This is a genomic window from Streptomyces sp. NPDC041200 (assembly GCF_055591805.1).
In genome coordinates, this window is sequence record NZ_JBVIZF010000032.1 from 20,789 (window position 1) to 42,528 (window position 21,740).

Sequence of the window (21,740 nt, forward strand, 5' to 3'; positions counted from 1 at the left end):
CGCGTTCGAACCGCTGAACACCGCCTTCGAAACCAGACCGCCGAAGACATCCGCCCCACCGCGACCACGAGGAGCCCGGCGCCATGACCGGCGAACATGACACCGCGATACCGCTGACGGACGGGCGGCTGCGGCCGCGGCCGGGGGATCCGGTGCGGCTGGAGGCGTTTCTGCCCGCGCCGGCCGTCCAGAACCACGCCGCCAACCTGACCGTGTTGCCCGGTGGCGACCTCGGTTGCGTGTGGTTCGGCGGAACCCAGGAGGGCGTGCCGGACATCTCCGTGTGGTTCTCCCGGCTGGCACCGGCCGCCGACGCCTGGTCGGAGCCGGTCCGGCTTTCCGACGATCCGGCGCGCTCCGAGCAGAACCCGCTGCTGTTCCCCACCCCGGGCGGTGAGCTGTGGTTGCTCTACACCGCCCAGCAGGCGGGCAACCAGGACACCGCCGAGGTCCGGGTGCGGGTGTCGGACGACAACGGGGAGACCTGGGGCGCGCCGCGCACCCTCTTCCCGGCCAGCGGCGGGGGCGGGGTGTTCATCCGTCAGCCGGTCGCCGTACTGGACGACGGGCGGTGGCTGCTGCCGGTGTTCCACTGCGTGGCCACGCCCGGCGTCAAGTGGGTGGGCGACCATGACACCAGCGCGGTGATGATCAGCGACGACGAGGGCCGCACCTGGCGCGAGCGGCCCGTGCCGGGCTCCACGGGCTGTGTGCACATGAACGTGCACCCGCTCCCGGACGGCACGCTGCTGGCCCTCTTCCGCAGCCGCTGGGCCGACGCGGTGTACCGCTCGCACAGCACGGACGGCGGGGAGAGCTGGAGCGAGCCGGAGCCCACGGAGCTGCCCAACAACAACTCCTCCGTTCAGTACGTACCGCTCGGCGACGGACGGCTGGCGCTGGTGTACAACCACAGCAGTCGCGCGGACGCGACGGCCCGCCGGGTCTCGCTCTACGACGAGATCGACGACGATGGGGAGGCGGGCGACGCTCCGGCCGCCGCACCCGCGCAGCGAGAGGACGCCCCCGGGGCCTTCTGGGGCGCGCCCCGGGCGCCCATGACCCTCGCGCTCTCCGCCGACGGCGGCCGCACCTGGCCCGTACGGCGCGACCTCGACGTCGGCGACGGCCACTGCCTGACCAACAACTCACGCGACCGGCTCAACCGGGAGCTGTCGTATCCCACCATCCGGCAGACGCCTGACGGCACCCTGCACATCGCGTACACATATCACCGCCAGGCCATCAAGTACGTCCGCGTCAGCCCGGACTGGGCCGCTGATGGCTGAGCCGCACGCCGTGGTCACCGGCGCCAGCTCCGGCATCGGCGCCGCCATCGCCACCCGGCTGCTGGACGAGGGGTGGCGGGTCACCGGGATCAGCCGTACGGCCCCGCCCCACGCGCACGACCGGCTGCGCTGGCTTGCGGCCGACCTGGCCCGGCCGGAGGTGCTGCCCGAGGCGCTCACCCCGATGGCCGAGGACGGCCCGCTGGACGCCCTCGTCCACGCGGCGGGTGTCCAGCGCTCCGCCCGGCTGGGAGAACTGGACGCCGAGGACGGGTCCCTCATGTGGCGGATCCACGTCCAGGCGGCCACCGTCCTGGCGGACGCGCTGGTGGACCGGGTCCGGGACGGGGGCAGGGTGGTGCTGGTGGGCAGCCGGACGATGACCGGCGTACCGGGCAAGAGCCAGTACGCGGCCACCAAGGCGGCGCTGACGGGCCTGGCCCGGTCGTGGGCGGCCGAACTGGCGCCGCGCGGGGTCACCGTGAACGTGGTGGCGCCGGGACCCACGGACACCCCGATGCTGCGCGACCCCGGCCGCAGCCGCACCCCGCCCGTCATGCCGCCGCTCGGACGGCTCGTACGGCCCGAGGAGGTGGCCGGTCTGACGGCCTTCCTGCTGGGCCCGGAGGGCGGTTCGGTGACCGGTCAGACGCTGGTGATGTGCGGGGGCGCCTCGCTCTGACAGCCGGGGCCAAGCCCCGGCGCGGTCATGGCCCTGACACAGAACCTCTTCTTGATGTTCACCATTGGACGATCCTGTGTCTGACACTCTTTTCGGTGATCGAACAACGGTCGTAATTCGGGGAGAGGACACCACACATGACCCGTGTGACCCGCTGGAAATCCCTGGCGCTGCTGGCCGGAGTCGTGACGGTCGCCGTCACGGCGCAGACCCCGGCCATCGCGGCACCCACCGCCACCGCGTACGACGACACGTACTACCAGGACGCGATGGGCAAGACCGGGGAACCGCTGAAGGACGCCCTGCACCAGATCATCAGCAAGGACGTCAGCAAGCTTTCGTACGACGAGGTCTGGGACGCCCTCAAGAAGACCGACGAGGACCCGGACAACTCCGCCAACGTCATCCTGCTCTACACCGGCCGTTCCCAGAGCAAGGACTCGAACGGCGGAAACGCCGACGACTGGAACCGCGAACACGTCTGGGCGAAGTCACACGGCGACTTCGGCACCGCCACCGGACCCGGCACGGACATCCACCATCTGCGCCCGACCGATGTCTCGGTCAACAGCACCCGTGGCAACAAGGACTTCGACGAGGGCGGCTCGGAGGTGGGGGAGGCGCCGGGCAACCGCACCGACGACGACTCCTTCGAGCCCCGTGACCAGGTCAAGGGCGATGTGGCCCGGATGATCCTTTACATGTCGGTCCGCTACGAGGGCGGTGAGGGCTTCCCCGACCTGGAGCCCAACGACAAGGTCGACAACGGCAGCCAGCCCTACATGGGGCGGCTCTCCGTGCTGAAGAAGTGGAGCGACGAGGACCCGCCGGACGCCTTCGAGAAGAAGCGCAACCAGGTCATCTACGACGACTTCCAGCACAACCGGAACCCGTTCATCGACCACCCGGAGTGGGTCGCCGAGATCTGGAAGTGAGGTAACCCCCGCCGTCACGCGCCCCGCGCCGCCGCCAGCAGCTCGGAGGCCTGGCCGGGGTGCCCGGGGCGGGCCTGCAGCGAGGGCAGCAGCAGGGTCCACAGTTCGGCCAGATGGTCCTCGACGAGCCGCCGCCCGTCGAGGGCCTCGGACACCGTGTGCAGGCCGAAGAAGGCGCAGACGATGGTCCGGGCGGCGGGCAGCGGATCTACGTGGGCGGCCAGCTCGCCCTCGCCGTGGGCCCGTTCCAGGATGGCCCCGACGGCGTCGATCCAGCCGATGAACGGGGGCGGGAACGGCGCCGCGATCAGGGAGCGCTCGGTCCACAGCCGGGCCCCCGCCCGTACCACGATGTCATCGCGGAAGGCGCGGGCCACCGCGAAGCTGAGCCGGATGAGCTGCTCCAGCGCGGGCACCTGCGGTCCGGTGTGCCGGTCGATCAGGGGCGGCCAGGTGGCGAAGTGTTCCCGCACCACGGCGAGGGCGAGTCTTTCCTTGCTGGTGTAGTGGAAGTAGATGGCGCCACTCGTGTGACCCGACCGGGCGGTGATGTCGCTGATGCTCGTCCCGGCGTATCCGCGTTCGTCGAAAAGCGATGCGGCCGCTTCCAGAAGAGACCGGCGTGTTTGTTCGGCCCGCTCTTGCACGTGTTTGTCGTCCTTCATCAGCCGGTCGGGTGTGACGGAGTGAACTTAGCGGACTTTCGGCCGCTGATGGTGATGAGGACAGACAGGTCAAACATTATTAGTATTTTATGGTGATCGTTCGTGAGGCTCACGGCCTTTCGGAGCCGACCGGTCCCACCGGTCGGCCGCTCAGCTGGTCCCGCACCGTGGCCCGTGAGGCCGTGCACCGGGTTTCGGTGGCCGAGGTGCTGCTCACCGACGTCCGCACGCTGGGTGACGGACGGTTCGAGGCGGCCGCCCAGTGGCCCCGGTCCCATCCGACGTTCCCGCACGGCGGGGAGGGCCGACACCACCCGCTGATGATCGCCGAAACGCTGCGCGAACTGGGGATCTACATCCCCACCCGGTACTACGCGGTGCCCGCGGGCGCGCACTTCCTGATCCGCGACCTGTACTTCCGGCTCGACCCGGAGACCGAGCCCCGGGCTCCGCACGGAGCGACCGACATCACCTGCCGGATCACCGTGACGGACGTCCGTACCGCCGCGCCCGCCGAGCGGTCCGTGTCCGGGATGCGGCTCGACGTCGGCCTGTGGGCGGGGGGAAGGATCTTCGCGCGGGCCGGGGGCACCGCCCGCTTCCTCGACGGCACGGCGTACGCGGAGACCCGCTCCGCGCACTCGGGCCAGACCGCCGGGCGCCGGCTGCGTGCCGCCGTACGGCCCTCACCAGCGCAGTTGGGCGTAACGGCGGCCCGGGACGTGCTGGTCGTGCGGGACGGGGGAGTGGTGTACCTGGACCCCGCGGACACCCGCCACCCGTTCTTCTTCGACCACTGGAGCGACCATGTGCCGGGGCTGGTACTGCTGGAGAGCGCCCGGCAGGCCGCGGCGCTGGCCACCGGCGGATTGCTGATCCGCCCCCTGGCCTGCCGGATGAAGGCGATCCGCTTCACCGAGTCCCATCCGCCCGCCGTGGTCGAGTGCGTCTCCCACGGCAGAACGTGTGTCTTCCGGCTGCGTCAGGCGGACATCTGCACGGCGGTCGGTGTGCTCCAGTACGGCTGACCGCACAGCTGACCGACGAACACTCCGTGCTGCGAACGTCATGAGTGACGAACGCGTCGAGCGGCGAACGTACTGAGCGACGAACAAACCGCCGACGCTCAGTCACCCCTTGCTTACCAGGAGTCATCTCACTAACGTAGTGATCGTTATGTTTCGGGCAGGCAATTCTTCGCCTGTATGGCTTTCCATGCCGCGTCCGGCATTCCGCGACGCAGCGCCGCCCAGAAATCCACCGCGCTGCTCCCCGTGGCTACAGGCATTTCCTGCGCCGATTCCCCCATCTCTCCTGGAACGGCAGGCAGATGACAGCAGAAACCCTTCTCGCATGGACCCCCGCCGCCATCGTCTTCGACTGCGACGGCACACTGATGGACTCCGAACGGCACTGGGAAAAGGCCCGCGAAGTCGTGCTCGCGGACTACGGGACCGTCTGCGACGAGGAGTTCGCGCGGCGCACCAAGGGACTCCACTACACCGAATGCGGCCGCATGATGGCCGAATTCGCGGGTTTCCCCGACCTCGCCGACGAGATCACCCGGCAACTCCTCAGCGCATTCCGCAGACTGGTGGCGGACGACCCGGTCACCATGCCCGGCGCGGCCGAACTGGTCCACAAGGCGGCGGCGTTCGCACCGCTCGCCGTCGCGAGCAACTGCCCGCGCGACGTCGTCGAGGACGGGCTCTCCAAGGCGGGGCTGCTGCGCTACTTCGACCATGTGCTGGTCCCCGGTGGGGAAGTGCGGCCCAAGCCCCACCCGGACGTGTATCTCGCGGCCGCCCGCCTGTGCGGTGCGGCCCCCGCGGACGCGCTCGCGGTGGAGGACTCCCACTGCGGCTTCCTGTCCGCCTCCCGCGCCGGGCTCAGGGTGCTCGGCGTGGGGCCGCGCAAACCGGTCGACGAGCGCCCGCCGGTGGACCTGTGGGTCTCCACGCTCGCCGATCCCGACCTGCTCAAATGGGCTGATTCCCGGGCTGCTTGAGGCCTCGGGAGACCGTGTCACCGGTCAGTCCATCTTCATCCCGTCGTGGGACGAGGAACCTCCGTGGGAGCCACCCTGGGACGAGGAACCGCCCTGGGACTTCGACCCCCCGTGGTGCATCATCGAGCCCTGCTCGATGTCCCCGCCGAGCTTCGCGCGCAGCGGCTTGAGGGATCCCGAGGACAGACCGGTGACCGACCAGCGGGCGCCGACCAGATACGTGCCCCCGTAGTCCTTCGAGGTGTTCAGCCAGTCCTTCTGGCCCTTCTCGGTGGCGAAGGTGACCATGGTGTACCGGTCGCCCTTGCCGGACTGGCAGGAGCCCTGGCGCAGTTCGTCCGCCTCGGTGACGATGGTCGCCTTGCAACCGATGGCATCGGCGATCTGCGTCAGGGCCGCCGGTTTCCCGGGCTTCCCCAGCTCCTTGGCGGCGGGTGCCTTGTCCTTTTCCGGCTTCTTCGCGTGGGCCTGGCTGTTTCCACCGCAGCCGCTCACCACGCCGCTCGCGAACAGCACTGCCGCGCAGAGCGCGGTGGCACGAAGTGCGCGTGACACATCAACCTCCCGTCGACATCCGGCGGGGAGCCCGGAGCGTGTGCGCTCCCGGGCCCCCGCCGGGGTGGGCCATCATGCCGTCTTACTGGGTCACCTTCTTGCCCTTGTCGTCGAGGGCGAACCAGGTGCCCTTGACGCCCTGGCCGTTGGTGTCCCCGGGCTTCTTGTCACCGGCGAACGTGTACAGCAGCCAGCAGTCGAAGGCGGCCTGCTTGGTGCCGTCGGGACGAGTGAAGGAGGTGACCTTCGAGGCGTCCACCCCGGCGACCTTGGTGGTGTCGACGGCCTTGACCGGCTTCCAGGTGTTCAGGCAGGCGGCGTCGACACAGGCCGTCTTCATCGGCCAGGGGGTGTCCTTGTCGAAGCGGTAGACGGTCATGCCCTTGCTGTTCACCATGATCTTGCCGAGGTCGGCGTTGTTGCTGACCATCAGCTCCAGGGCGCCGCCCGCGGCCTTCTTGCCGGCCGGCTTTCCGTCCGGGGCCAGCGCGTTCCAGGTGCCGCCCACGCCCTGGCCCTTGGTCTCGCCCGCCTTGGTGTCGCCCGCGTAGCGGTAGACCGGCCAGCCCTCCAGGGTCAGCTGCTCGGTGCCGTCGGCGCGCTTGACCTTGCCGAGCTTCTTGGCGTCGATACCGGCACCCGCGGTGGCGTCGTCGGCGGGCACCGGCGGCCACTTGGTGGCGCACGCGTCGTTGCAGTTGGACTTGGCCGGCTTGGGGGTGTCCTCGTCGAACCGGTAGAGGGTCAGACCCCCGCTGTCGGCGACGAACTTGCCGAGCTTGGCGTCGGTCTTGACCGCCAGCTCCTTCGCCGGGCTCGTCCCGCCAGTGGCGGCGCCACTGCCCGCGGCCGCGCCACTTCCCGCTGCCGCACCGGTGTCGCTGGAGCCACCGGTCGCGCCGGCCCCCGCGGCCGCCGCACCCGCACCCGCCGACGCCGAAGTACCCGCGCCCGCACTCGCCGCCTGGCTGCTGCCGCCCACGGGCTGGACGTTCGCGCTGCCCGCGGAGGTGTCATTGCTGCCACACGCCGCCGTCAGCATGACCATCGCCACGGACACTCCCGCGAATGCGATCTGACGCCGCTTCTCCATGACCACTCCCTGCGAAATCCATCTTGGTGTCCGGCGGTGAAGGCGCCGACGTCATGTCCATACGGAGCCCGAGTCGACCGTCGTTCAGCCAGTTAAAAATTTGTCACCAGACGCAAAAAACGTCGGATGCGTGAGCGCACAGCAATCGACGGCCGTTGAGCAACGGCCGTCGTGGAAGGGGGACTTCGCTGCTGCCTACTCCTCGATGCGCAGCGCCAGCGCGGGGCAGCGGCGCACCGCGCGCACCGCCTGGGCGCGCAGCTGGCGGGGCACGTCCATCCGGGCGGAGGACGGGTAGCCGTCGATGCCGAGCGTCAGCACCTCGGGCGGCAGGATGTCCGCGCACAGCCCATGGCCCTGGCACAGCGACCAGTCCACCAGGAGCTTCTCCGTCGGACCCCGCTGCTGCCGCTCGCCACGCGGCGGCGCGGACGCCGGACCGGGCGGCAGGGCCAGCGGCTGGGACTCCTCGGGCAGCGGCAGCACACCGATCGTGGGCCGCCCGCAACCCGCGCCGAGCGCATGGGACTCGAACTCCTCGGGGAACGCGTCCAGCGCCGTGGTCACGAAACCGGCCGTACCGTCAGGATGGCTGCACGCGCCCCGTTTGCGCACCGAGTTGATGTACGCGCGCACATTGTCGATGGACGACTGGCCGCCACCCCGCTCCACCTGCCCGATCGCGTCCGCGAGGGCGGGCAGGCCGATGAAGCACGGGCCGCACTGACCGGCCGTCTCGGCGGCCAGCCAGCGGGCCACCCGCGCGGTCTCGCCGAGCGGGCAGGTGTCCTCGGGGATGGGCAGCACCGCGCCCGCGCCCAGCCGCGCGCCGTACTTCTTCATGGACTCGCGCGAGATCGTGGTGGCGTTGATGCTCTTCGGGTCCAGCCACTTGCCGTGGTAGCCACCCACCAGCACACCCTGGCCGGGGGAGAGCCCGCACAGCTCCAGGACGTAGGTCAGCGGCACCCCGGTCGGCGTCTCCATCACGTACTTGCCGCCGACCGTCAGCAGCGTCGTGCCCGGTTCGGTGGGCAGCCCCACCGAGCGGTACGGCAGCGCGCCCATCCGTGCCGCGATGGCGAGTTGGGCGTAGGTCTCGGTGTTGGACAGCAGGGTGGGCAGTCCGCCGAGACCGTTCTCGCTGGACCGGATCTTCCGGCCGTTGGGGATGGCCGGGGCGCCGCTGATGCCGTTGATGACGGCGCCGCCCTCACCGGCCACGAACCGGTCGGGCGTGAGGGTCACCGACACCGGGACCCCGCTGGGGCCGCGCTCCGCCACGGCGGCGTTCAGCGACTCCTCGACGTCCGGGCGGTGCACCGCGATGGCGACCTCCTCGGCACCGATCGCCTCGGCCGCCAGCGTGGCGCCGTCGATGACCAGATGCGGGGTGTGCAGCAGCAGCGCGGTGTCCTTGAGGCAACTGGGCTCGCCCTCACTGCCGTTGACCACCACGTTGCAACGTCCGCCCGCGCGGGCCGCCGCTTCGACGACCGCGGTGACCTTCTTGGCGAACGGGAAACCGGCGCCGCCGCGCCCGCGGAGATCGATGTTCTCCGCGAGCGCGACGAGTTCGTCCGCCCTCAGGGCGGGCATGGTGCCGTGCACCGTCAGGTGGCCCACCCGGTCGAGCCGGTAGGCCTCGTCCAGCCCGGCCAGCAGCCGGGGCGGATCGACACAGGCCAGCCTGGGTTTTGTCTTGATCACCGGTCCCACCCACGGGAGGCACCGAGCGAGGCCCCGTCCCGCCGGTCCGAGTCGGCCGAGCGCGGGCGCGGCACGGTGGGCGCGGCGCGCCGGGTGCGGCCTTCCTGCAGGCTGCGGGCGGGCGGGTTCCTCACCGAGATGCCATCCCCTCGATCGTCGTCCTGGCTGCGCCGGGCTGCGAGCCGCATCCACAGCGCGATGGCCACTCCGGCCAGAGCCGCGATGTAGCCGTATGTCGCCCAGATCTTGGCCTCACGTCCGGCCTTCAGACCATGGACCAGCGCGAGGCCCCAGGCGGGGTAGGCGCCCACATGGAGCGCCCGCCACCACCGGTACCGCCAGCGGGAGTTGCCCGCCGCGGCGAAGGAGCTGCGGACCGCTCCGGTCACCGCCGCGATGACGAAGAGGTAACCGGCAATGGTTCCGAGCCCGATCAGCACCGGCTGCTTTGCGTCAGCGAACGGTAGCACGATCGAAGCTGCGTTCGTGTGGCTCTCGGCGACCTTCACCCAGATGTGAATGCCGAGAAACAGCAGGCCAGCGACCGCGGCCGCCCGGTGGACGCCCTGGGCGATCAGCCGGTGGTTGGAGTGCAGGATCATCTGGTCGGTCGCGGCGAGCCCCCACAGCACCGCTGAGCTGAGGCAGACCAGGGCGAGCACCCCGGCGCCGAAGTCGAGGAACGCGAACGTCTGGCTGAAAGCGCCGGCGTTGTACGTCACGATGAGGGACAGCACGAGGGTCGCGACGATAGCGTAGATGCGGATGTTGCGGGACCAGCCGATACCAGGCCGGTCCTGCCGAGTCCGGCGAGCGGCTCGTCGTCCCCCAGGTGCTTGGCGTCCCCCGTGGCGCCCCTGTGAGGGAGAAGGCGTTTGGGACATGGACATTGGAGCCTCCCGATCGCGCGTGTTCGCGCGGATGACGAGATACGTCAAAGTCGTCTTGGGGGCAGCAGCTTCTCGGAACTACACGTGATCTCCATAAGATTTGTCGTAACGTGACAACTTCTCGTGTATGAACACTGCCCAGACCGTCTTCGGCTGATCCACTGTCATCCCGATGGCAAAGACCCGGCAAAGCACCGGGACCGGTAGGGGCGGGAGTCCTCTATGAGGTAGCGGAGGACCCTCGACTCCCTTTCCGGTCCGGATGAAGCCGGAGACGGAGGCAACCTCCACGGGTCCGACCGACCCCCCAACGGTCGGGCCTCCCCCCGGCAAGAACGAGGTAATGATGGGCGAACTGGTGAACCGCATCTGGTCCCGCCCCCGTGGCGAGTGGACCCGCGTGCTGCGCAATGAACTCCCGTCCCTGGCCGACGAGGTGGTTGAGAACCTCCGGCAGAGAATCCCGGGATTCGCCGACCTTCTGGAGGACACTGAGCGTGAAAAGGTCCGCGGGGAGGTCGAGCAGGCCATCCTGACGGCGCTCGGCTACCGGAAGGCGGGCGAGGAGGGCGCCGGGACACTGGCCCTCTCCGACGCCTCGCACGGCGAGGAGCCGCTCACCGACATCCCGCCCGAGCGGGCCCGGCGCGATCTGTTCGAGGCCCTGATCGGCGAAGTCTCGGTGTCCGAGCGGACGTTGGCCGAGCTGTCCCGGGCGGCCCGCTGGCCGCTCCCGGAGACGGTCCAGGCCATCGCCCTGCCCACCCCGGGCGAGGCGCCACCTCTGGCGGCCGTGCTGGGAGACACCCTCATCGGCGCCGTCGGTGACGAGCTGTGCCTGCTGATCCCCGACCCGGACGCGGACGCCGACCCCGCACCCGACCAGGGCGCGGAGCGGCTCCAGGACGGTGAACGGGACCCGGACCGGGAGGCCCCCGCGGACCCCGGCACCCGTGGCGCGCTGGAAGCCGCGCTGCGCGGCCGGACCGCCTCCGTCGGCCACGTGGTGCCGTTGAACGACGCGGCGTCATCCGTCCGGTGGGCCCGGCGGCTGCTGACCATGGCCCCCGGCCGGGGCGGCGCCGAACCCCGGGTGCTCTTCGTCGACGACCACCTGTCGATGCTGCTGCTGCTCCAGGACGAGTCCCTCGTCCGGGCGCTGGCCTCGCGCTGGCTCAAGCCGCTGGTCGGGCTGACTCCCCGGCAGAGCGAACGGCTGCAGATGACCCTGCTGGCCTGGCTGGAGGGCGGTGGCGCACCCGAGGCGGCCAAGGCGCTGAAGGTGCATCCGCAGACCGTGCGGTACCGGCTGCGCCAGATAGAGAAGCTCTTCGGCCCGGGCCTGCGTGACCCGCGAATACGGTTCGAGCTGGAGATGGCGCTGCGTGGCCGCAGGCTGATGGCGCAGATGGACCGCATCCGGCGCCACGCGTCCCGGGTGAACCGACGACCCCGTACCGGCGCTGCCCCAGGCGTCCGTCCGCTGGGTATCGCCCGCGAGGCGCGGGTCAACGGCCTCTGAGTCACATCGGCTGAGACACACACGGAGACACATCGACGCCACAAAGGACTGCCGACCGCGGAATCGTGGTCGGCAGTCCGGTGCGTGGTGGCGTCGACGTGACGTGTCCTCAGTTCACACCGGCGCCCGCCGTGCGCATCGCGGCGTTGAGGCCCAGGAGTTCCTTGTACGCGTGGGCGCAGAAAGCACACTCCGCCAGATGGCGCGCCAGCGCGTGGCCACGTACCCCGCCGCGTCGCACCGAGGCGCCGATCATGGCGCTGAAGTGGCGGCAGCGGTCGTTCGCCGCGGACTCCAGATGGGACTGCAGATACGACTCGCGCAGCCCCTCTCGGGCGCGGAAGGCCAGTGAGGTCACTCCGCTGGGGGAGATGCCCAATAAGGACGCCACGCGCTGCGGCGGTTCCTCCTCGACCAGGGTGTGCCACAGCACGGTCTGCCACCGCTCCGGAAGTCTGCGGAAGCTGCGGATGAGCAGCTGACGGTCCTCGCGCGCCAGCAGATGCCACTGGGGGTCGGCCGTGTGCGCGTGCTGCCGCCACGACTCGAAGTCCGCGGTCAGCAGGACCTGGCGCTCCCCGTCGCTCCATTCGAGCGCCGTGTGGCGCACGACGGTCAGCAGATACGGCCGCCACGGTCCCCGCGGACCGCCGCCCGCCCTGACCGCCTGGAACGTGCGGATGAATGCCTCGGAGGCCAGGTCCTCGGCGTCGTGGAGCGCCCGGCAGCAGGTCCGGGCGTACGAGAGCGTCGCCCGGTGGTGGCGGCGGTACAGCACGTCACCCGAGGCCGGGCTGGTGGCGCCCGAGGCGTACTCGTCCCTGAGCCGTCGGGTCAGCTCCTGGTCGGGGAGCGAGTCGGAGCCGGTGGCGGAGACCCCCCGCACGCACGGACCGCCCGGCTCCCGGGGGGCGGGAAGGACCGGACGGTCTGGGTGGCCGGGGTGGCCGGGATGGTGCCCGTCGGGATCGTCGGCGGCCGCGTCACCGGCGGTCCGGTGGTGCGACGCAGCGCGGCGCGCGCCGGCCTTGCGGCCGACGCGCGCCTGGTGTTCGTCACCCATCAGGTGCACTGCTGGCCGCTGTTGATGCAGTCAACGGCCTTGCTCATGAGGTCATCCGGCATCACGTTGATGAAGTCATCGTGATCGGTGATGGGCTTGTGCAACTGCTCGGGGAATCCGTCCACGGCGAACGGGGTGTCACCCGGGTTCTCGTAGCTGATGGTGTTCACCAGCTGCGGGATGGCCTTGAAGCCCTGCGGGCAGGAACCGTCGTCGTTGGCGTTGGCCACGTGGTCACGGTGGTTGGCGCTGTCCGCGTTCTGGCCGTCCCAGCAGCCCTGGAAGTCGAAGACGCGCAGCAGGTCGCTGCCCTCGGGGCAGAGCGGGTACTTGTCCGTCAGCTGACGGTCCTCGAAGCCACTGCAGCTCCAGGCGGCGTTGGCGTTGGCATCGCCATTGGTGAAGGCCTTGGCGTCACCGGTGATGATCCGGAGAAACTTCGGCATCGCCTCGACCTTGCTCTGGGCGTTGCCCTTGAACTCGATCTTGGAAGCCTTGGGGGTCAGGATCGTGCCGACGTTGCCCTCCTGGCCACCGCCGAGCTGGTTGGCGTCAGCCTCGTCCTTGCCGTCCTGAAGACGGACCACGGGCCAGTAGTAGGTCGACTTGTCGCCGTTGGAGCAGGAGGTGCCGGCCTGCTCGAAGGTCTGGTTGTTGGCGAACGCGTCGTTGGCGTCGTTGCCCACGTAGTCGTGCATGTGGTGGGCGCCGTTGGTCACGCCCGGGGCGACGATGACGTTGTCGCTGTTGCGCAGGCCCGCCTCGCCGACGCCGCACTCCGACGTGAAGGTGCCGGTCGAGCCGCCCTGCTGGGCCTGCGGCGCCTCCTTGACGTTCGGCTGCACCTGGGTGATGTCGACGAAGTCGTTCTGCGCCGGGCCGTTGCCCGCCTGGCCTCCGGCGTTGCCGGGCACGTCGTTGGCGCCCTCGCCACCCTGCTGCTGGCCGCCCTGGTCGCCGCCCTGCTGCTGGTCGCCACCTTGCTGCTGGTCGCCGCCCTGCTGCTGGTCACCGCCCTGCTGACCCTGCTGCTGGTCGCCTTGCTGGTCCTGCTGCTGACCGTCCTGCTGGCCTGCCTGCTGCGCGACCGGCTGCATCTGGCACTCGGTCATGCCCTGCAGCTGGTTCTGCCCACCGCCCTGGCCCATCGCCTCGCTCATCTGGTTGAGCGTCTGCTGGCGCTGGTCGTTGAGCTTGCTCAGCACGGCGTCGCCGGACGCCTGGCCCTTGTTCATCTGCTGGTAGGCGGTGGCCACCTGGTTGTCCAGCTCACCGAGGCCCTTGGCGACCTGGGACTGGGAACCCTTCGGCACATCGCTCAGCTTCTGGCTCACATCGGGGCAGTTGATCGTCCCGCCCGCTGATTTGGCTGATACGGCCCCATCTTGAGCGGAAGCGTTCTTGTCGCCGCTGGCTGAGGCGTTGGCGGTAATGATCGCGGCCCCGCCGCCGCCCAGTGCCAGTGCGGCGACGATGGCGACCGTTTTGTTCTTGAACCGCCCGCGCTTGTGGGTCTGTTGCCTCATGAGATCACTTCACTTAGTCGTTAGAGGGCGTCGTAGTCGACAAGCCCGGTGTCCTCGAGGACCGTGATGTGGTCGAGAACGATGGTGTTGGCCCTGGTGGCCAGAGACCTGACCATGGAGTTCTTGCTCTGAGCCCGTACCTGCGCCACCAGATTGAACACCTTCCCGTGGGCGCTCCGCAGGAATTGCGCGAACAAACGCTCGAATTCAGCGCTGCTCGGTGCCTGGGACATCTCGTTCAGCCAGCCCTGCTGCTGGTCGTTGGGCTGGGTGGGCAGGCTGACACCCAGGGCCTGGGCTGTCTCGTTGGTACGGCGGTCGAGTTCGGTATGGCCGTCGATGAGGTGCTGGCCCGCGGTCTTGACGGCTTCCGTGGTACCGCGCTCCTTGCCCATGCGTCCAGAGGGGAGTTCCCAGAGCCCGGCGAGCTTGACTTTGCGTACGAAGTCACGGTCGGTCGGCGTGAGCGGTCCGTACTGCGTACTGACCGTCCCTCCGCCGTCGTCCGCGACGCCGTTGGGGAGTACCGCGGCGCTGCTCGAACTGAACAGGCTCACGGGAATGAGAATTGCCGCAAGCGTCACGGCGAGCGCACCAATGATGAGCCCGCTGCCGACAGTACGGCTGGATGCCTTGGATCTGCTCAGGATTGCTGATCGCACAGCGCCCTCCTTGCTTCGGAGTGACACCGGACGCTAGTGCCTGGTGTGGCACGGTCGTGGAGACCTCATCACTAGTGAATAAAGCCGGGACAGAGATCTCTCCTTGTTGGTACTCTCCGCGCCCGCGCGTTGGGGGCATGCGATTGCGCCTGGACCGCACCGAAATGCCCGGTAGATCCGTGCCGTTCAAAGTTTTTTTCCGCGGCGTTGAGTACAGAGCGGCGGCCGTACGTACGGCAGGGAGAACCCTCGTCATCACCACGACCGGAAGGGCCCAAGCCGTGCGAGCGACCGCGATGAACCCGACGCCGGTGACCAGTGTTTCGCGGACCGTCCCGGGAAACCGTCCCGCGCGGACACCGCGGGTGCTGCCATCGGCCTGGGACCGGACCCCGGTGCGACGGGAGCCCGCGCCCCACGAGCCCGCCACGGAGGGGACGGGCGCCGCGGTGGTCCGGCTGCTCCCGGGCGGCCGGGGTCTGGCTCGGCACGGTGACGGCGAAGCGGGTCCCGCCCCGGGTTCTCTCCCCTCTCTACGGCTCGTTTCCGGGACCAGTCCTGTCCCCTATATGGGGGAGAGCCGTTATAGGGGAGAGAACCGGGGCGGGCGGCCACCCGCGGGGCCCGACGCCGCGTAGTCCGGCGGCCCCCGAGTCCACGTCCGCTGACTCACCGTCAGTGCCGGTTTCCTGACGTATGACGCTATGCCGGAGCGCCGTTTCCTCTCCTCTGACCTGCCGATACGGCCCACCCGTGGCGCAGGTAGCGTGTGCCGGGTCAGCCGGTCGTACAGGGTGCAACAAGAGGTGGGACGTGGCCGCGGTGCGAGGGACGTTGTCGAAGCGGGTGGCCCAGGCGCGCCAGGAGTTGCCCGGCCACTACGCCCATCTCTTCGACGGGCGACCCGAGGTGGACATCTGCGCCACCGAACTCCGCCCGGACCAAGCGGTCCAGCTGGCCACCGCGTACGGCTACCGCCACCAGCGCACCCGGGGCTCCAAGTCGCTCCGCTACCGCGTCTTCGTACCGGACGAGGACGCCGGGGCGCGGCGCGAGGCGGTACCGCCCGGCACCCCCTTCGAGGTGGCCGCCCGGCATCCGGCCTTCCACGGCCGCAGCGCCCGGGCCGCCCGGAACCACGCCGAGATGATCGAGCGGGAGCGCAACGTGGTCAAGCTGGTCCCGGCCATGGCGGTGGCGCCGTTCATCGCCATCTGGCTGGTGGTGCAGCTGATACTGACCGGCAAGCCCGTGCTGCTGGTACCCGCCGCCTTCTTCGTCTTCCTGGAAGTGGCGCTGATCCTGATGGTCCGCTCCGGCCGCCGCAAGCAACGTGTTCTGGAAGTGCAGGCCGAGTGGCTGATGCGCCGCTACCCCCCTGATGGCTTTCCCGACACCGTCCCGACCGGTGCGCCGTGACGCCCGTGTGAGTCCGGTGTGTGAGGACGCCCCGCTGCCGCTGATCGAATGATCGCTACTATGGCGTTGTTCAGCGGATAACGAAAGCCGATCGGCGGTGGGACATGCGGGAGCCGGCGCGGAAGCGGCAGGCGCGGATCGCGGGCTTGGTGGAGTCCCGGGGATCCGTGCGGATCACCGATCTCTCGGACGAGCTGGGGGTTTCCGTCGTCACCGTACGGCGGGACGTCGAGGAGCTGGCCCGCCGCGGCGAGGTGCGCCGCGGCCACGGGGTGGCGCGCTCGCTGCAGCCGATGGCCGAGGAGTCCACCGCCACCGGCGACACCGTCGGCATGGTGGTCCCGGAGCGCAACACCTATCTGACCGAGGCCGTGCAGGCGGCCCGGGAGGCCGCCGAGAAGGCGGGGCTGCGGCTCGCGCTGCACATCGCGGCCGACGAGTACGACGCCGACCGCACCGCGGCGCGCTCGGCGCTGGAGGCCGGTGCGCGCGGGCTGCTGCTCTCGCCGCACTGGCGCACGGCGGCCGAGGCGGCGCGGGACCATTCCTGGCTGCGCGCGCTGGACGTCCCCGTGGTGCTGCTGGAGCGCCGCCCCGAGCGCGGCAGCTCCCTGTACGGGCTGGACTGCGTGCGCTCGGACCACGCGTACGGGGTACATCTGGCGCTCGGCCATCTGACCTCCCTCGGCCACCGGCGCATCGTGCTGGCCGCGCGCGACGACAGTCCGACGGCCAGGGTGATCCAGTCGGAGTTCGCCGCACAGACGGGCGCCCGGGGCCTGGGCGAGGGCTGTACGGCCATCCTCAGCTCGCGCACCGCGGGCCCCGATCCGCGCGTCCCCGATCCGCGCGCGGTCGACCTGGCGGAGACGCTGCGCCGGACCGGGGCCACCGCCGCGTTGATCCACAGCGACATGGACGCGCTGGTGCTGATCCAGCGGCTGCGGGAGGCCGGGGTCGAGGTGCCGCGGGACTGTTCGGTGGTCGCGTACAACGACGTGGTGGCCGACATGGGCCAGATCGCGCTCACCGCCGTCGCCCCGCCCAAGGCGGAGGTCGGCCGGGCCGCCCTCGGGCTGCTGCTCCGGCAGCTCGACCACGCCCGGGAGGGCCGGTGGCCGGGCGCCGCCCGCCATCTGGAGCTGCTGCCCGGTCTGGTGGTCCGGGACTCGACGGCCCCGCTCTCCTGAGACGGCTGCTCCTGAGACGGCTGCTCCTGAGACGGCTGCTCCTGAGACGGCTGCTCCTGCGACGGCCGGGCCGTCGTGTGCGACACGTCTGATCGTTTGACCGCTTCGGTTTCTTCTGTTCGATGTATTGACGGTATTTCCGTCAAGCGATCAGGATTCCCCCTGACTCCACCGCTCCACCGCTCCACCGCGAACAGGGGAGGGTCCATGCCTGGCCTCAGACGCCCAGGACGCGCGGCTACCGGACGCCGGGCGACAGCCGGAACAACGGCACTGCTCACACTGCTCGCCCTCCTGCTGGCCGGCTGCTCCGGTGGCGGAGCGAACACCGCCAAGGACGGCCCCGTCCGCCTCACCTTCTGGTCCGCGCTGCGCGGCAGCCAGGAAGTGGTGGACGAGTTCAACCGCACCCACACCAACATCAAGGTCGACTTCGCGCAGGTGCCCTCGGGGGAGCAGGGCGGCTGGGCCAAGCTCAGCAACGCCGCCCGCGCGGGCAACGCCCCCGACGTCGCCACCATCGAATACCCGCAGCTGCCCGGCTTCACGATCGACGGGGTGCCCCGGGACATCAGCAAGCTGCTGCCGGACTCGGTGCGGAGCAAGATCCTGCCGCAGGCGCTCGACCTCACCACCTTCGACGGACGCACCTATGCCGTCCCGGTGGACATCGAGCCGATGGTCTTCCTGTACCGCAAGGACATCTTCACCAAGAACCACATCCCGGTCCCCAAGACCTGGGCGGAGTTCGAGAGTGCGGCCCGCCAGCTCAAGAAGGCCGAGCCCCGGTCCCGTATCGCCAGTCTCTTCACCACCGGCGGCACCCTCTACATGGCCGCGTACGCCTGGCAGGCCGGGGGCCAGTGGTACGACACCTCCGGCGACACCTGGCGCGTGTCCATGGACGACGCCCCCACCCGCAAGGTCGCGGGGTACTGGCAGCGGCTGATGGACGACGACCTGGTGCGCGTGGAACCCGGGTCCAGTCAGCAGTGGCGGGCCCATCTGCGCAGTGGTGAGACGGCCGGTTATCTGGCGGGCGCCTGGGCCGCGGGCTCCATGATGGCGTCCACCCCCGACGGCAAGGGCAAGTGGGCCATCGCGCCGGTGCCGCAGTGGGACCCGGCCAAGCCGAAGGTGAGCACCCAGGGCGGCTCGACCTTCATGGTCACCAAGGACAGCAACCATCCCAAGGAGGCCATGGAGTTCATCTCCTGGATGGTCACCAGCCCCGACGCCCTGCGCGCCAAGCTCTCCAGCGGGGTCAGCAGCGCCTTCCCGTCCGTGCCCGGTCTGCTCCCGGTGGCCCGCAAGGAGATGGACACCAGCTACTACTCCGGGCAGGACATCTTCGGCCTCTTCGGTGAGCAGGCCAAGCTGATCTCTCCCACCTGGAAGTGGGGACCGCGGATGGTGTCGACGACCACCTCCGGTGACGACGGCCTCGCCAAGGCCGGGGCCGGAAGCGGCAGTGTCCTGGAGGCACTGCGCGATGCCCAGAGTCGGACGATGCCCGACCTGAAGAGCCTCGGCCTGTCGGTCACCACCCGCTGAACCCCCTCACCCGCGCTGTGTCTCCTTCAGTGGCTTTCCCTTTCACCGTGAGCCGAGGTATCCCGTGAGTACCGTCATCTCCCCGAAACCGACGGCGCCGCCACCGGCGGCCGCCGCCGAACCGCCCTCCAGAGCCGGGCGACGCCAGCAGCGGATCGCCGCCGCCGTCCTGCTGACCCCCTTCACGGTCCTGCTCGTCGCCGTGTTCCTGGTCCCCGTCGGCTACGCCATCTACCTCAGCTTCTTCGGCGAGGACCATGAGGGGCTCGGCTTCGGCGGCGGGCGTACCGTATTCACCGGACTGCGCAGCTACCTCGCGGTGCTCACGGACCCGAGCTTCCTGACCGGGTTCGGCACCATCGTCCTGTACTGCGTGATCTTCGTCCCGCTGGTGGTCCTCAGCGCGCTCGCGATCGCCCTGCTGCTCGACTCGGGTCTGGTCCGGCTGCGGCGTACCGCGCAGATGCTGCTCTACTTGCCGCACGCCGTCCCCGGCATCATCGCGGCCATCCTCTGGCTGTACCTCTACACCCCCGGGCTCAGCCCGGTCATCAAGCTGTTCGGTCAGGCCGACATCACCATCGACTTCCTCGGGCTGCACACCGTGCTTCCGTCGATCGTCAACATCGCCCTGTGGAGCGGACTCGGCTACAACATGATCATCTTCTATGCCGCGCTCCAGGCGCTGCCCCGCGAGGTGCTCGAGGCGGCGACCATCGACGGAGCGGGCGGCATCCGCACCGCGCTCCAGGTCAAGGTGCCCATCATCCGCGCCTCCGTGGTGATGGTGTGCATGTTCTCCCTGATCGCCGCGCTGCAGCTGTTCACCGAGCCCATGCTGATGAACCAGGCCACCCCGATGGTCAACTCCCGCTTCACCCCCAACATGTACATCTATGACGCGGCCTTCCGCCGCAACAACTACGGACTCGCCTCCGCGGCCTCGGTCATCCTGCTCGTCGTCACCTGCGCCCTGTCGTACGCCGTGACACGCTGGTCGGGCCGCCGGGAACGGAGCGCGCGATGACCACGACCACCCCGACCAGCACCCTCCGCACCCCCAGATCCGGCGGCCGGTCCCGGCTGACCAGCCGCGGCGTGGCCAACGCCGTCGTCCTGATCGCGGCCCTCTACACCATGCTGCCCGCCCTGTGGCTGGTGCTGGCGTCCACCAAGAACGCCGACGCGCTCTTCGGCAGCGACATCCTCTCCTTCGGCGACTTCTCCTTCGCGAGCAACCTCTCCGACCTGTTCTCCATGGACGGCGGGCTGTACGGCGAGTGGTACGTCAACAGCCTGCTGTACGCGGTGGTCGGCGCCCTGACCGGCGCGCTGATCAGCGTCGCCGCGGGCTACGCGTTCGACAAGTACGAGTTCCGGCACAAGGAGAAGCTGTTCGCCCTCGTCCTCACGGGCGTCATGGTGCCGCCGACCGTCCTCGCCCTGCCGCTCTACCTGGTGGCCTCCGGCATCGGCATGGTCAACACCTTCTGGGCGGTCTTCATCCCCGTCCTCTTCAACCCCTTCGGCGTGTATCTGGCCCGCCTGCTGAGCAGCGGCTACGTACCGAACGAGGTGCTGGAGGCGTCCCGGGTCGACGGCGCGGGGGAGCTGCAGACCTATGTGCGGGTCAGCCTGCGCATGCTCGGCCCCGGGTTCGTGACCGTCTTCCTGTTCCAGCTCACGGCCATCTGGAACAACTTCTTCCTGCCCATGGTGATGCTGTCCGACCAGCACCTGTATCCGCTCAGCCTCGGCCTCTACACCTGGAACAGCTCCGCCACCGTCTCGCCCGAGTACTACCCGCTGGTCGTCATCGGCTCGCTGCTCGCCGTTGTCCCGCTGATCGTGGCGTTCGTGATGCTGCAGCGCTACTGGAAGTCCGGACTGACCGCAGGGAGTGTCAAGTGATCGCACCGCAGCAGCCCCCGCAGTCGCAGCCGCCGTCCGGTCCCCGCCCGCGCGCCGCCCTGGCCATGACGGAGCGCACCGCCCGCCAGGTGCTCGGCTCCGGCGCGCTGGACCGGCTCACCACGCTCCTCGACCTCGATCCGGACGTCGTCCTCGACGACTTCACCACCCCCGCGGCGCGCCGCGCCCTCGCCGACGCCGAACTCCTCGTCACCGGCTGGGGCTGCCCGCCCCTCGACGGCCGTGCCCTGGACGCCGCGCCCCGGCTCCGTGCCGTCGTCCACACCGCCGGGACGGTACGCCACCACATCACCGACGCCTGCTGGGAACGCGGCATCGCGGTCTCCTCGGCGGCCGCGGCCAACGCCGTACCCGTCGCGGAATTCACCCTCGCCATGATCCTGCTCTCCAACAAGCGCGTCCTCGACATGGCCCGCGACTACCGCCTCGAACGGCGCGCCATCGACTGGAGCGCACGCTACCCGCGGGCGGGCAACTACCGCAGAACAATCGGCATCCTCAGCGCCTCGGAGATCGGCCGCCGGGTGATCGCGCTGCTGGAGCCGTACGACCTCGACGTCCAGCTGTACGACCCGTATGTGACGGCGCCGGACGCCCGGGAGCTGGGCGTACGCCAGGTGGGCCTGCGGGAGCTGTTCGCCACCAGCGACGTCGTCAGCGTGCACACCCCCCTGCTGCCCGCCACCCGTGGCCTGGTCAGCCGGGAGCTGCTGGCCGCCATGCCGGACGGCGCCACCCTGATCAACACGGCGCGGGGCGCGGTGCTGGACCAGGCCGCGCTGACCGACGAGGTGGTGGCGGGCCGTATCCACGCGGTCCTCGACGTCACCGTGCCGGAGGTCCTGCCTGCCGAGTCGCCGCTGTACACCTGCGACAACGTGCTCCTCACCCCGCACATCGCCGGGTCGAAGAGCGGTGAGCTGCGGCGGCTGGCCGACCTCGCGATCGGCGAGGTCGAAAACTACGTGGCGGGCCGGGACTTCGCGCATCCCGTCCTCCACGAACGGCTGGACCGCTCCGCGTAACCGCCCCCCCCCGCAGTACG

General features: G+C 69.9%; 20 protein-coding genes. 12 read left to right on the top strand and 8 right to left on the bottom strand.

Annotation, left to right across the window (positions count from 1 at the left end; genetic code table 11):
- The first annotated feature begins 83 nt into the window (after window positions 1–83).
- The 3 genes from ACZ6CL_RS35735 to ACZ6CL_RS35745 all read left to right on the top strand — a co-directional run bounded on the left by ACZ6CL_RS35735 (window position 84) and on the right by ACZ6CL_RS35745 (window position 2,906).
- A complete protein-coding gene (locus ACZ6CL_RS35735; RefSeq protein ID WP_468943831.1) occupies window positions 84–1,289 on the top strand; it encodes a sialidase family protein in 1,206 nt (401 codons plus the stop codon).
- Window positions 1,282–1,971, top strand: coding sequence for an SDR family NAD(P)-dependent oxidoreductase (locus ACZ6CL_RS35740; protein WP_468943834.1), 690 nt, complete (start codon window positions 1,282–1,284; stop codon window positions 1,969–1,971). The genes ACZ6CL_RS35735 and ACZ6CL_RS35740 overlap by 8 nt, the downstream gene beginning before the upstream one ends.
- 137 nt (window positions 1,972–2,108) lie before the next feature.
- Window positions 2,109–2,906, top strand: coding sequence for an endonuclease I family protein (locus tag ACZ6CL_RS35745; RefSeq protein WP_468943836.1), 798 nt, complete (start codon window positions 2,109–2,111; stop codon window positions 2,904–2,906).
- A 14-nt stretch (window positions 2,907–2,920) separates the two neighbouring features.
- On the opposite strand, the gene ACZ6CL_RS35750 is transcribed toward ACZ6CL_RS35745, so the two are convergent.
- Window positions 2,921–3,571 (bottom strand): ScbR family autoregulator-binding transcription factor, encoded by a 651-nt coding sequence (locus tag ACZ6CL_RS35750; RefSeq protein ID WP_468943839.1) that lies wholly within the window; start codon window positions 3,569–3,571, stop codon window positions 2,921–2,923.
- A gap of 89 nt (window positions 3,572–3,660) precedes the next feature.
- Here ACZ6CL_RS35750 and ACZ6CL_RS35755 point away from each other — a divergent pair, with 89 nt between their 5' ends.
- Both ACZ6CL_RS35755 and ACZ6CL_RS35760 read left to right on the top strand, forming a co-directional pair.
- Window positions 3,661–4,599: a ScbA/BarX family gamma-butyrolactone biosynthesis protein gene (locus ACZ6CL_RS35755; RefSeq protein ID WP_468943842.1), complete on the top strand. Its 939-nt coding sequence runs from the start codon at window positions 3,661–3,663 to the stop codon at window positions 4,597–4,599.
- A gap of 302 nt (window positions 4,600–4,901) precedes the next feature.
- The gene (locus ACZ6CL_RS35760) at window positions 4,902–5,579 is read left to right on the top strand and encodes an HAD family hydrolase (RefSeq protein ID WP_450874946.1); all 678 of its coding nucleotides are present in this window, start codon (window positions 4,902–4,904) and stop codon (window positions 5,577–5,579) included.
- 24 nt (window positions 5,580–5,603) lie between these two features.
- Here ACZ6CL_RS35760 and ACZ6CL_RS35765 read toward each other — a convergent pair whose 3' ends face one another.
- The 4 genes from ACZ6CL_RS35765 to ACZ6CL_RS35780 all read right to left on the bottom strand — a co-directional run bounded on the left by ACZ6CL_RS35765 (window position 5,604) and on the right by ACZ6CL_RS35780 (window position 9,674).
- On the bottom strand, window positions 5,604–6,134 hold the full coding sequence (locus tag ACZ6CL_RS35765; RefSeq protein WP_468943846.1) for a hypothetical protein: 531 nt from the start codon (window positions 6,132–6,134) through the stop codon (window positions 5,604–5,606).
- An 82-nt stretch (window positions 6,135–6,216) separates the two neighbouring features.
- A complete protein-coding gene (locus ACZ6CL_RS35770) occupies window positions 6,217–7,227 on the bottom strand; it encodes an SCO0930 family lipoprotein (RefSeq protein ID WP_468943849.1) in 1,011 nt (336 codons plus the stop codon).
- 195 nt (window positions 7,228–7,422) lie between these two features.
- The gene (locus tag ACZ6CL_RS35775; RefSeq protein WP_468943852.1) at window positions 7,423–8,937 is read right to left on the bottom strand and encodes an NADH-ubiquinone oxidoreductase-F iron-sulfur binding region domain-containing protein; all 1,515 of its coding nucleotides are present in this window, start codon (window positions 8,935–8,937) and stop codon (window positions 7,423–7,425) included.
- A complete protein-coding gene (locus tag ACZ6CL_RS35780) occupies window positions 8,934–9,674 on the bottom strand; it encodes a hypothetical protein (protein ID WP_468943853.1) in 741 nt (246 codons plus the stop codon). The genes ACZ6CL_RS35775 and ACZ6CL_RS35780 overlap by 4 nt, the downstream gene beginning before the upstream one ends.
- Window positions 9,675–10,170: 496 nt before the next feature.
- Between ACZ6CL_RS35780 and ACZ6CL_RS35785 the strand changes: the two genes are divergently transcribed.
- Entirely contained in the window at window positions 10,171–11,349 is a 1,179-nt protein-coding gene (locus ACZ6CL_RS35785) for a PucR family transcriptional regulator (protein WP_468943856.1), read from the top strand.
- 109 nt (window positions 11,350–11,458) lie between these two features.
- Here ACZ6CL_RS35785 and ACZ6CL_RS35790 read toward each other — a convergent pair whose 3' ends face one another.
- Genes ACZ6CL_RS35790 through ACZ6CL_RS35800 form a run of 3 tightly spaced genes read right to left on the bottom strand, consistent with a single transcriptional unit; the run spans window position 11,459 to window position 14,600 of the window.
- Entirely contained in the window at window positions 11,459–12,412 is a 954-nt protein-coding gene (locus ACZ6CL_RS35790; protein ID WP_468943859.1) for an RNA polymerase sigma factor, read from the bottom strand.
- Window positions 12,412–13,938 carry a DUF1996 domain-containing protein gene (locus ACZ6CL_RS35795; RefSeq protein ID WP_468943861.1) on the bottom strand — a complete coding sequence of 509 codons (1,527 nt, stop codon included), beginning with the start codon at window positions 13,936–13,938 and terminating at the stop codon, window positions 12,412–12,414. The genes ACZ6CL_RS35790 and ACZ6CL_RS35795 overlap by 1 nt, the downstream gene beginning before the upstream one ends.
- 20 nt (window positions 13,939–13,958) lie before the next feature.
- Complete coding sequence (locus ACZ6CL_RS35800) at window positions 13,959–14,600, bottom strand: DUF4142 domain-containing protein (RefSeq protein ID WP_468943864.1); 642 nt, start codon at window positions 14,598–14,600, stop codon at window positions 13,959–13,961.
- A gap of 813 nt (window positions 14,601–15,413) precedes the next feature.
- Here ACZ6CL_RS35800 and ACZ6CL_RS35805 point away from each other — a divergent pair.
- The 6 genes from ACZ6CL_RS35805 to ACZ6CL_RS35830 all read left to right on the top strand — a co-directional run bounded on the left by ACZ6CL_RS35805 (window position 15,414) and on the right by ACZ6CL_RS35830 (window position 21,720).
- Window positions 15,414–16,019, top strand: coding sequence for a hypothetical protein (locus ACZ6CL_RS35805; protein WP_468943866.1), 606 nt, complete (start codon window positions 15,414–15,416; stop codon window positions 16,017–16,019).
- Window positions 16,020–16,123: 104 nt separating this feature from the next.
- The gene (locus ACZ6CL_RS35810) at window positions 16,124–17,209 is read left to right on the top strand and encodes a LacI family DNA-binding transcriptional regulator (protein WP_468943869.1); all 1,086 of its coding nucleotides are present in this window, start codon (window positions 16,124–16,126) and stop codon (window positions 17,207–17,209) included.
- Between the two features lie 207 nt (window positions 17,210–17,416).
- On the top strand, window positions 17,417–18,763 hold the full coding sequence (locus tag ACZ6CL_RS35815) for an ABC transporter substrate-binding protein (RefSeq protein WP_468943872.1): 1,347 nt from the start codon (window positions 17,417–17,419) through the stop codon (window positions 18,761–18,763).
- A 64-nt stretch (window positions 18,764–18,827) separates the two neighbouring features.
- Entirely contained in the window at window positions 18,828–19,790 is a 963-nt protein-coding gene (locus tag ACZ6CL_RS35820; protein WP_468943875.1) for a carbohydrate ABC transporter permease, read from the top strand.
- Window positions 19,787–20,674: a carbohydrate ABC transporter permease gene (locus tag ACZ6CL_RS35825; protein ID WP_468943877.1), complete on the top strand. Its 888-nt coding sequence runs from the start codon at window positions 19,787–19,789 to the stop codon at window positions 20,672–20,674. Before ACZ6CL_RS35820 ends, ACZ6CL_RS35825 begins: the two co-directional genes overlap by 4 nt.
- A 65-nt stretch (window positions 20,675–20,739) precedes the next feature.
- Window positions 20,740–21,720 carry a hydroxyacid dehydrogenase gene (locus ACZ6CL_RS35830; protein WP_468943986.1) on the top strand — a complete coding sequence of 327 codons (981 nt, stop codon included), beginning with the start codon at window positions 20,740–20,742 and terminating at the stop codon, window positions 21,718–21,720.
- Window positions 21,721–21,740: the final 20 nt, after the last annotated feature.